Here is an 11,395-nt window from a genome sequence, read left to right as displayed (position 1 = left end):
ATTTCATTTACCTATTATTCAAGTCTTCGTCTCTGGTTCTTTCTCCGGTATCCGATATTTTACTATCTGATACTTTTGGTCTTCCTGTTTCACTATCTCCGTTTTGGACATGTGAAGAGGAGAGGGGTTTGAGATATTTTTCAATCAGATTTATACTATTTTCGTATAGCAATAGATTTTGCATGTCTTCCGAATTGATGCCCATAGCAAGAGAAACCAGAGTCTTTGAATAACCAAATTGTCCAGCTTTTAAATATTTCTCAAACTTATCATCTTTATTAAATATTGTTATATCTGGAAATACTGTTTTGAAACGGAAACGGCCAGTTTTACTTTTTAGATAAGCATTTAAAAACCGCTCAAATTGTCGGTACATATGAATAACATAGGCTTCATCGACTTTTAAGTTCGCTTGTAATCCAGATGCATTGACTGTCCCAGAACCAAATAAAACCGGAGTAGAGCCAGCACTGTTATAGAAATTCTCTTGTCCATAGCCTATAATACTATTCTGAGATTGTGTTTGATTAAAATCTACAGTATCTAGTTCAAATGGCGTGGTGGCGACCTTAACACCTTTAGGAACACCTGATTGTAATATGGCTGTATATTGTCCAGCCACATGAGGATCGATAGCGAAGTTATTTGCTACAACTGCTCCCTTGTTATCTTGTTTCATTGGAATTTTACCGACGATAATTTTCCAAGTCTCTAATTCTGTTTTTGTTTTTAGAAGGTTCTTATAATGTTGAATCTCAGCGCTGTCAAGAAATAGTCCCATTAATGGCGGAGTGAGTCCGGCTCTAGTATCATCAAATTTGAATACAGGTGCTTTTACAGGATCGAGTGGCTGCCAATAAAAATAGGTATTCTTTTTATTTTTATCGTTATTGAAATTCTCAAAATACTCAAGAAATTCAGGGGCAAAATCATTGAGGTCTACACCAGACTGTAAAAAGTAATACATGTTAAAAGCATACTGATATCCATATTCAGTTCTGTTTATAATTTTACAATATTTTGATGGCATCTCTTGTAAAGTTACGGAGTCATTAAGTTCTCTTACATAATAGAACTTAGCATCTTCCAATATACATCCCCGTAAAATTTGCGGGAATGTGTGTTTGGGATTAATTTTCTCTAATATAGTTGCGGCTTTTTTACGAGATTTTTTAAATACAGTAGATTTTAAATCTTCTTCGTCGGCATTTGTTTGCACAAAGAAATAATCGAACGTAGGTATAGAAGCGTAATAACTAACCAAACGATTAAATTGCATTACAACATTACAGAGATATTGAGACAAGTCCTTAAGGGCATCTTCATTTCCCTTTGGATCTTTTATCATTTCTTCAATTCTACTTCGGTCAAATGTACGCGGAGACATATTGAGACCTTTGAGAAGTTCATTTTGCCACAGTGGATTTATTAGCGTATTGTTGGAGTATGCTCTGGATAATGACTGAGCGAACTGTAGCGCATAATCTTCATAGTTACTAGCTTCTTCTGTTTGAATATTATCAGTTGTTTTGGTATTATCTTTAGGCATTATTCACATCCTTTCTATTAGAATATTAGTGAGATGCGTTAAGAAATATACAAATAATCTAGTATATCGAATTCTTCGTTTCTATTAGCATTTAATTTGTTATCCATCTCCATTTCGTAAATGAAATGAAGTCCATAACCAAGGCTCGTAACACGGTCTCTTTTTGTGGTATTTACTATACGCTCATAAACAATATTTTTTGCATTGCTTTCCATTTGCTTAATATTGCTTAGTTCTTGAATCAATAAATCAGTCTCAATATAAACCGCAAACTCTTCAGCAGTGATCTCGTTTGTTTTGTATAGTTGATCGGTTTGCTCAGATGCAACCAATAGTCGGAGTGTTCCATCTTCAAAACAACTCTTCATGTATGGATACATAATATTATTGTATTGATTGGTTGCAGTGACGGCTCTAATAAATGGAATTGCTCCTTTAAGGGCTAGAGCGTCGTCGTCATCATCTTTTACTAAAGGGGGGAACTCCGTTCTTATTCCTGTTTTTTCGTCTATATACTCCCATGTTTCATAGAATAGATGAGGCAAATTTTCGCCATTCCCTCTGGAGTCGATAACGAGTTTAATGGTGTTTGGGAACTTAATATGTATTACTTCTCTAAGAAAGTCTCTTTGCTTCTGAAGTGTGAGCCCTTTATTTGCCTTCATAAAAACTATTTCCTTTGTGTAAGTACCATTAACTTTCGGTTTTAATTTTATTACAGTTGTTACAGCTTGGTCCGCTTCTGTAGCTGTACTGGTTGCAACGTCATGCACAACAATATATTCGCTCTTTGCTTTTTTGGGCTGTTCAAGTTCACACTTTTCTAATGTTCTTGATTCCGCGGTTAATTCATAAGGGTAATAACTTTCTCCACTCGAACCAACAAATACGCCTCGATATTCATAATCGAATTTATCTTTTGTCATTGTTGGCTTCTCAAGTTCGCTCATAATGTCATCTTCATCGAAAATACCTGCGTCCACTCCTACTTGGTAGGGAAGTGTACAAACAAAATAATTAGGATCTCCAGCAATCATTTTTTTGTAATGATGCATAAATCTTTTATACAGGCTTGATGTCTTTAGATAGGCAGATGAGATGAATATCACTTTGCCTTTTTCATATTCCCCATGATTAATAGCTATCGGTCGCTTTGTTTTTGTCATAGGAATAAGAATTGTTTCGATAATATCGTCAGGGATGATTCTAGCCTCGTCACATAGCAAATAGTGGAAACGCCAAGATCGAGCAGAATCGCCGCTTTGACCATTACCCAAAACAATCGCTCTGATCTCGCTTCCATTCTTGAAATTTACTACACAATCATCTGATCCAGTCTTAATTGGAAAGCTAATCTCACGAGCAATATTTTCATTTTTGGCTAACTCACCTTTAACCTTCTGAATAATAACGTTTCTCGCTTGCTGTCCCTTACCAGAGGCTATCCCCAGCTTTATTCCTGGATAAAGTATTGCGGCGCAAATAAAAAATACGGCTGATAGCCATGACTTTCCTATCCCACGACAGCAAATCAGCATGGAGTATTGATATTTAGCCATAGCTCTTAAAATTAGACGTTGAAACGGATACAGTTTTAGTCCTAGTATATCGACCGCAAATTCATCAATATAATGTCTATAATATGAAACGAACTCTTCCCAATTTTCTGTATTTATCGACTCTCTCTTAATTGGGTCGTAACTTAAATTACTATCATAGTTCTGCGATGCTCCGTCATTGTAACTACGACTCTTTTTGCTAAAATTTTTTGCACTCATGACTATACGGATTCCTTAATGGTGGCAAATTGTGAAATGATTTTATCGTATGAATCCTGTTCTAAAGCATGATGTTTTGGAATCCACTTATGTTGTTCAACTTGATCGAATGTAACTCCGAAACACCCAAGGCTCACATCATTTTGTCCTCGCTGACTTTCCGAGAATTGAGCAGACTTCGAAAGAGTATCGAACACTTCTTTAGCATCTTTATATCTTTTATCAGCACCATTTGAACCGGCTAACATATCTTGAAAACATTTGTCCATATGTAAACTTGCTTTTGCAATTTTTTTTGCATAATCTTTATGATTTGTGGTCACTATTTTAAAATCTCGATCAAGTCCAGTATAATAACTTTCTAAATACTCGATATCAGATTTAGAGTATTCGCCCATCCACTTTGCACTATAGAATTTCTGCTGATCATCAAATGTGTCTTCGGATAATGAACTATTATTATAATTAACGTTATTGTTGTTTACTTTAGTGAAGTCATAGGTGCTATCCGAAAAATTAAGGTCCTTGTAAAAAGAAGAGATCTGCCTAATATAGCTAGGCCAATCTCTTTCGCTACTTGTCCATATATCTACTAAAAGAGGTTTGTCCATATTGGAGAGTACCAAAATCACCCTATCAATATATCCATCACTATCTTTGTTCCCAATATACTTAGCTATACAGTCCTTACATACTTCAAATTTATCAGAATCAAATAATGGATTTTTATTGAGATAATAATTGTGAGATGAACCAACCTTTAGTTTCCTACAACTCATACACTTGATTTTATCGTCGTCATTCTTAGCTACCTGTTTTTTTAATGCCATCATTTCACCTTCTTCATAGAAGAACCTATACATCTGTCTCCCTTAATAAAAATACATGGGGTGGGAGGGAGCGCCACAATGTGGTCTTAAATATGCCCGTTTAAGGACCCTTACAGCAGAGTCCCCCCATGTCAAATAAAAACAACAAAAAAGGCGATTCTCAACAAGGAATCGTCTTAGGAATTCTTTTTATTTTTCTTTTTTATTTAACAATTTCATGAATAAGACCCATTTTTAAAGCTTCCTCAGCATCAAAGAACCAATCCAGACTGTCCTTTTTTACTTTGTCCAGTTGCGTCTTTTTCATTTCCGTCCGAGACATAAGTAAATTATCGTACATTCCTTGAATACGCTTATTCTCTTTATTTTGGCGTTCAATTTCAATGTTTTTGCCAAATACTCCGCTTGCAACTTCATGGTACATGAAAGTGGTATATGGGTAGGCGAATCGCTTATGTCCAGCAGCAAAGATTGCAAGTCCCATACTCATAGCGTACCCTTCACAATATGTATGTACTGGTGTTTTACTTGTTACAATCGCATTTACAGCAGCGAATCCATCATAAGAAGAACCACCAGGGGAGCTAATATATACTTCAATAGGCTCACGCTGTTCAACAGGAATATTTTTCTTAGTATCTTCCCAGTTGATTTGTCTGATGGTAGCACAAATAATTTCAATAACAGATGCGTCAATTTCCTGATTAAGATAAATCTTTCTCTCTTTAAGTGCTTCAATAAAAATTTTATCAAATAAACCAGTAGGTTGTTCAATGACTAAATCCATAAATTTGCCTCCTTGAAATAATATGAGGCATTGGTACACTTATAGTTGGTGTGTGTACTTACCGTGTGTTTATTATAGTTTGATGTTATATGTAACTGTGCGACCTTTTCCTTCTTCTAATACAAGGGCCTTTGCACCTGGATTAGCCGTTTTCTTAATTTTAAGAGAGAAGTGGTCAATCCCAATAATAGATGGAAGTTGAATATGCTCTATATCTTTTCCCTGTGACATTCCTATAGTTTTTTCATGAGAATGATGCAGATGTCCACTTAGAAGAATATCAACGGGTTTACCATAAATCATGGAGTAATCCTTAATACTTGACTCAAGATTTCTCTCGTTTTCGCCGTGAACACCTAAAACTTTCGTTCCAAGTACATCTGTATACATAAACTCATTACAGTTATGAATAGACACATTTTTATTATGCCGTAGATTTGCCTCAATTAATTTTGTAATCCACCGTTGAGCATTCTCATTAGGGAATTCATCACGTTTACCAGTTAGAAGTCGTAGTTGATCGTGATTACCGAAAATAGAGTAATAATTAACAACGCAATACTTGGACAATTCATTTAACCACTGGCTCATGAATTCTGCAAAGTGAATGGAGGAGTCTACAACTCCGAGTTTTAACCCCATAAGCTGAGACATACGAAGGATTCCATCAACGCTATCACCTAGATTTAGAACAGTGACGTGGTTAATCGTCTGTTCATCATTGATAGATACAAATTCTTCAAGAAGTTTCCATAAACGCTTCTCCATAATTTCTGGAGAGTACTCATTTAGGATTTCATTGTCCCATCCGCGTAAGCAGAACTGTACTCCGTCATGAACATCAGAAATCGGGAGGAGGAAGTCGCGTTTTGTGTTGTTCTTCTTAATATGTATTTGAGGAACAGTAATTGTTGGACGTTTCTCAACAGCTTCAATAATTTTCTCTTCAAGTAAATCGGCCCTAGCGTGTTCACGTAGAAGTTTATTATATTCAACTTTTTCAGCCTGAAGTTTATAGCGCTCTTTCTTTTGCTCTAAAGTGGAATCTTGAATCTCCTGCACAACTTCGTTATTAGCATACTTAGCAAGAATGATTGGCTTAAACTCTACATATGTTTTATACCGCTTGCGCCAACGTGATTCAGAGTATTCTTCGTCTGATTCCTTGTTTAAAATATCGGCAGCTTCAGACCATGTGAGATCATAAACTTCTAGATTTTCTCCTAGACGAATTAAAAAATCATCCAATGATTCGGATGATTTTCGTTGTAAATCTATGTTGGAATGATTCATTCAATCACTCCTTCGGCTCTACCGGGAGATCCTCTTTAATTGATACAGTAACGTTCTTTCCATCATAAAATCTGAGTTCGTTCAGAAGATCGTACACAAATACCCCGTTTTTATCCTCTTCCGTAATTTCCATAGTCTCAACGTTAAGTTCGCCTTTGAACTGAATAGAGTTATTGCGCTTTGCCATATATATTGCTCCCTTGATTTATTTTGTTTATGAAGAAGTGATTAGATGAACAGTCTAACCATATGTACAAATTGAATAACAGTCAAAAGTACAAAATAATTTTACCAACTCATTTGATCTGCTTTTGTTGCCAACTTACCTCTAAAATTATGGGTAAGTTCACACACCTGTACGTAATCCTCGTCTTGAAGAAAGTTTATGTATGGTACAAATCCACTTTTTAATGGATTCTCTAAGTCGCACTGCTTATCGTGACCGATAATCACCACTCGAACCGAGTCATGAATTCTAGTGAGTACTTTTTTCAGTTCGCTTCGAGTAAAATTCTGAGCTTCGTCAATTATTACGAATTTGTTACCTTTAATATTTGTACCACGTGCAAATGTGTGAGACATAGGAGTTACCCATGCCGTACCATTCTTTACATTCTGAAAATTATCTGTAGAAACGATAGCCCTTGAAGGATCTTCATTAATCTCCAATAGAGCATCCTTAAGTGGAATTGTATATTTTTCTTCTTTTTCGAATACGTCACCAGGCGTATAGCCGAGAACATTTTCTTCAACAGGGGAAAAGATATACACTAAATCTCTATTCATTACCTTTGAACATGCAACAGCGAGAGTGGTTTTTCCTGAACCAGCGCAAGCATTTACAATAGTGACTTGATTATCGAAAATTGAATCCACAAACTTTCGCTGCTCATCAGTTAACTTTGAAGCGTAACCAAATAGAAGATTATCTTTAGGTAATGGCATAGTCATTTTACCTTTCAAGGTAGAGTGGAGGAGGGGATTCCTCCTCATTGACGATATTTACCGGCCATCGTCAGCCTTTAATTTGTATGCTTCACGGCACCACTAGCGAAGCGGTGAAATGAAATAGAGTGAGTTGAGGGAGGTGACAATCTCCATCTCCAACTTGCCTAAGCAACGGCGTCGGCTGCCTGTTCCGACCTCAGCAACCCGAGTAACATCAAAGCCAATGGTGGGTCGGCGTACCCCACATCTCTGATAACTTACAAAGTAAGCGCGCAAAGAACCTTTTCTACATCATTAGCCATTGAGTATATGTATTAGGATGAAATCATTGTTTTATTATATTATTTAACGGCTTCTTTTAGTTTCTTGGCTGCTTTGAATGCTGGTTTCTTACCCGCTGGTACAATAATTTCAGCACCTGTTTGTGGATTTCTGGCTTTGCGTTCTGATGTAGGCCGAACTTCGAAATTACCAAATCCAATAATAGAAACCTTATCGCCGTCAACCAATGCACCTTCAATCGACTCGAACACTGCGTGAACCGCTGCTTCTGCATCCTTCTTTTGAAGACCTGTTTTTTCACTTACTGTCAGTACTAGTTCTGTTTTATTCATTTTAATTTGCTCCCTTTTTAAGTTATGATGTAATACAATGGATTAATTACTAGTGTATATAGTTATTTTCCGCTGTATCCATACTGATAAATAGAATTGATGTGAAAGCCGAGAAGTCATGCACAGCAAGGGATTTAAGCCTTTTAATATTAAGTTCATTTCAAACATTTATTCCTTTTTCGATTCTCAATAGTCTTCAAAATGTTAATCCTTTTCGCACAAGGGGAGCAATACTTGTGAACATTTCTATTTTTCTTTATTAAAGATCCACATTTTTCACACGATATAATTTTATCCTTCTTCTTAAATCCTCTTTGATCCCTAGCATAATCCCTCATATACCCAGTCAAACTTCTACAAAAATACTTAATGATATAGTTGTCTTCGCTCCAACCGTCAACAACAATTCTCATCTCCCAGCCATGTTCCTGTTCGTATTCATGAACGGGTTTGTAATTATTAAAAATTCTTTCTAGATAGGAGTTAATTAATTTTTTATAAGCGGAGAAGGTGAGGCTGATTTTTTTATTTATGCTTTTCATCTTTACTATCTCAGCCTCACTCAATGCACTTACAATATTTTTTTCTACCTCTTCGCAATCAACTACTTCACCATTACTCAGTGCTTTAATAACTTTAAAATACTCTCTCTTTGGAGTAATAAGGAGTCTATAATACTCTTTGTTGAAGTAAACATCTTTATCGACTAAATATCCATATGTATTATTCAAATGAACTCTTATGTAATCAATACTATCCAGTCTTTTATTATAAAAGCTTTTACAAACAGTATATTCGATTTCATTGTATTTATTGAATAATTCAATTAACTCTTGCCTGTGCAGAAGTGCAGTTTCACTTACATTAAAAGTGTGATATTTCTTATACTTCTTAAAGGAATATTTACTCTTCCATAAGCGATCTGTGAACTCCTTGAAGAGTTGTAGTTTTTCCTTTTCATCATCAGTTTCTTTGTATTCCTCTAAAAGTTGATTTAAGAACAAATAGTTAATCACTCCTTGATTAATTTGTAGTATCTTCCCAGAAACTCTTTTGAATCCTCGTCAGTGATATCTGATTCAAAAATTTTAAAAGTTGTTTTATTAGGAGTATTCTTTCGAATGTTTTTAACAATGTTATCACCAAAAAGAGTCCAACAAAGCAGTTTATCTTCACTTAATGAACGATATGCTACTTTAATTCCGTAATTAGCGAGCAGATTATTGTCAAGCCTAATTTCACTAAATTTTTCTCTATACTTATCGCACAACATGTCAAATTCATTTCCATCAGTATCGCCATTGTCTAAATACACCTGAAATTCAACCTTAAATTCATCATACAACCTTTTAATATTCTTTAGGATATGCTTATTCGATAAATCGTAACTATGATCGATCATTAGTTCAATGTTATTATTTACTTTTCTATCCCATATAATATTATGTCTTTCCCATTGGCATATGTAGTCACAAAGTTCGTTGAGAGGAGAGGGAGACTTGAAAGAGTTATAAGGTATTCTATCGTCATGTCTATTTTGTTGGTTAATACGTTTTATTTTATTATATACACTCAATTTCTTTGGATAGTTGTATAGGATGAAATGCGGTAGACGTTTAAGGTACTTTCTTAAGTTCTTACTAATAACCCATCTGAAGCCCGTCTTTACATAATCAATTTCTTTTCCTTGATATAATCTCAGTAAAGAGACATTATCTGCATTTATCTTTTTCCAGGTTGCGTCCTCAGTGTATTGGTTGAGGATAGATGTAGCGATATTTGTTATTTCGCCAATACGACTGTCTCGGCTATTGCATTCGTATTTAATAATGTTATCAATGGTATACTCGACTGGACTCGATGATTTTTTGTCTTCAATATCAACAACAATAGGTACGTTAATTCTTGAATTTACTAGTATTTCATCTCTACAAAGCATAACGGCATCACCATCAGTATCCATTCCACCTTGCTGCTGCAATGTTAAATCATACATATTAATCATGCACATATCTTGGTCTAAAAAATAACTTAAATATTTTTTAGTCATATCGTTTTCAGTAAGTCTTACTCTATTTACCTCTGAAGGGTCTACAAGTGGACTTCTTAGCGATAAGCACTCACCGTGAGGTAATGTCTTTACATAGAATTCTCCCTCACGAATGCACCCCTTAACTTCAATACCCGCACAATATTCAAGATACCCTATAATATCTCCAACAACTGTATGATAAAAACCATCAACATATATCTTTCCGTATTTCATTTGGGTTATAGCTTTATCTACTTTACGTTTAAGCATGTTTTTAATGCTTGGGTCTTTTAGCATTTCAGTATTTGCTAAAATAGCTTCTATATAATTACTGTTTACACTATCTATGCTTGAATCTCTAATCCCAAGAAATTTAAGTGTATAAAGTAAGTCTCCTTTGATAATTTTTTCAATGAAATCAGTAGAGTAAACAGCTACTTTAATAATCTTCCCCCAGTTGTTGCTATCTAGGATATTATATTTGTTATCTTTCTCTTTGAACTGTTGCACATATTTTGGATTTAGCAAATCAAGACACTGAAGATATTGAAAATTCATCCTTGAACGAGGACTTACATAATCTGTATTATGGCTATGTTTACTAATGCCTAATTTATATCGATATTTATTAACTCTTTTTATGTATTCTACCCATGCATTTTCGCCAAATTTATCTTTAAAGAACCCATATCCCTTCCACATAGAAGTGTTCCATATGCAATCTATGTCAGCGACATTATGCCACTTTCCAAAAATGTCTTTTATTTTTGTAATACCCTTATCTGCATAATATTCTTTAATTGGTGCTTGAACGGTCATCCCCTTTAAAAATGGGAGTCTGATTTGAAAGCCTATGGGAATATATTTATCTGTAATATGTTTTGCGAATTTTTCCCCCACTTCTTTGGTGTGTACTCCAAAACCATCAAATGGAGATTGCTCGATATCGTGATACCCTTCCTCAATCACCTTTTGGTTTTTTAAAACTTTGGTCGCTCTGGCGTTTTTGTCATAGTATTCAATATCTTTTTCTGCTGCGTACCGCACATATTTGTTTTTTAGAACGGTCTTATATTCATCAACCAAAACTATGTATGGTAAATCTTCTTTAACAAATTGACATGAACTAAAGATCAAACAACGATAGCTTTCATATTTAGAGATGACACACTTATCTATATTAACTCCCAGTTGACTTCTTTCCATCATTTCCTTGTAAAATTCTTTGTTGATGAACACAGTTATTCCATCTTTAGCCTGTGAAGAACTTTTCCCAAAGCGGACGTAATGGGTGTCATTATATATAAAACCATCTCTTATTATTCTTTTTAGGTCGTCAACTCTTTTTTTATTATGTTTAGCTTCTACAAATATTAACTCTCTAATTCTTTTAGTATCATAACCGCGAATTTCACAAAGTTGTCTAAACAAAGGGGTATCTTGCTGCTTAATTAGAAATGGTAATTCCTCATCTTTGTTTAATTTCAGGTTAAACTCTTCTTTAATAATTTCTTGAATTCTAACTTTAAGTACATCATACATTAAAATTTTACTCAATAACTTT

At 34.8% G+C, this 11,395-nt stretch carries 10 protein-coding genes; all 10 read right to left on the bottom strand.

Going from position 1 to position 11,395, the window contains the following annotated elements; genetic code table 11:
• Nucleotides 1-7: 7 nt before the first annotated feature.
• Nucleotides 8-1,549, bottom strand: coding sequence for a hypothetical protein (locus F4V43_RS02510; RefSeq protein WP_150456669.1), 1,542 nt, complete (start codon nucleotides 1,547-1,549; stop codon nucleotides 8-10).
• A gap of 38 nt (nucleotides 1,550-1,587) precedes the next feature.
• Nucleotides 1,588-3,327, bottom strand: coding sequence for a hypothetical protein (locus tag F4V43_RS02505; protein WP_150456668.1), 1,740 nt, complete (start codon nucleotides 3,325-3,327; stop codon nucleotides 1,588-1,590).
• Nucleotides 3,328-3,329: 2 nt separating this feature from the next.
• Nucleotides 3,330-4,157, bottom strand: a complete 828-nt coding sequence (locus F4V43_RS02500) for a hypothetical protein (protein WP_191089448.1) — start codon at nucleotides 4,155-4,157, stop codon at nucleotides 3,330-3,332.
• A 202-nt stretch (nucleotides 4,158-4,359) separates the two neighbouring features.
• Nucleotides 4,360-4,944: a ClpP family protease gene (locus F4V43_RS02495; protein WP_150456666.1), complete on the bottom strand. Its 585-nt coding sequence runs from the start codon at nucleotides 4,942-4,944 to the stop codon at nucleotides 4,360-4,362.
• A gap of 72 nt (nucleotides 4,945-5,016) precedes the next feature.
• The gene (locus F4V43_RS02490; RefSeq protein ID WP_150456665.1) at nucleotides 5,017-6,237 is read right to left on the bottom strand and encodes a metallophosphoesterase; all 1,221 of its coding nucleotides are present in this window, start codon (nucleotides 6,235-6,237) and stop codon (nucleotides 5,017-5,019) included.
• Between the two features lie 4 nt (nucleotides 6,238-6,241).
• The gene (locus F4V43_RS02485; RefSeq protein WP_150456664.1) at nucleotides 6,242-6,424 is read right to left on the bottom strand and encodes a YonK family protein; all 183 of its coding nucleotides are present in this window, start codon (nucleotides 6,422-6,424) and stop codon (nucleotides 6,242-6,244) included.
• A 101-nt stretch (nucleotides 6,425-6,525) separates the two neighbouring features.
• Nucleotides 6,526-7,182: a PhoH family protein gene (locus tag F4V43_RS02480; RefSeq protein ID WP_150456663.1), complete on the bottom strand. Its 657-nt coding sequence runs from the start codon at nucleotides 7,180-7,182 to the stop codon at nucleotides 6,526-6,528.
• 344 nt (nucleotides 7,183-7,526) lie between these two features.
• Nucleotides 7,527-7,799, bottom strand: a complete 273-nt coding sequence (locus F4V43_RS02475; RefSeq protein WP_150456662.1) for an HU family DNA-binding protein — start codon at nucleotides 7,797-7,799, stop codon at nucleotides 7,527-7,529.
• Nucleotides 7,800-7,954: 155 nt separating this feature from the next.
• Nucleotides 7,955-8,803 (bottom strand): hypothetical protein, encoded by an 849-nt coding sequence (locus F4V43_RS02470; protein WP_150456661.1) that lies wholly within the window; start codon nucleotides 8,801-8,803, stop codon nucleotides 7,955-7,957.
• Between the two features lie 8 nt (nucleotides 8,804-8,811).
• Complete coding sequence (locus F4V43_RS02465; RefSeq protein ID WP_150456660.1) at nucleotides 8,812-11,388, bottom strand: hypothetical protein; 2,577 nt, start codon at nucleotides 11,386-11,388, stop codon at nucleotides 8,812-8,814.
• Nucleotides 11,389-11,395 lie beyond the last annotated feature (7 nt).

The sequence above is a fragment of the Paenibacillus spiritus genome, from assembly GCF_008710135.1.
In the GTDB taxonomy this organism is placed as follows: Bacteria; Bacillota; Bacilli; order Paenibacillales; family Paenibacillaceae; genus Paenibacillus_AQ; species Paenibacillus_AQ glufosinatiresistens.
This window is presented reverse-complemented; position numbering and strand designations above follow the sequence as displayed.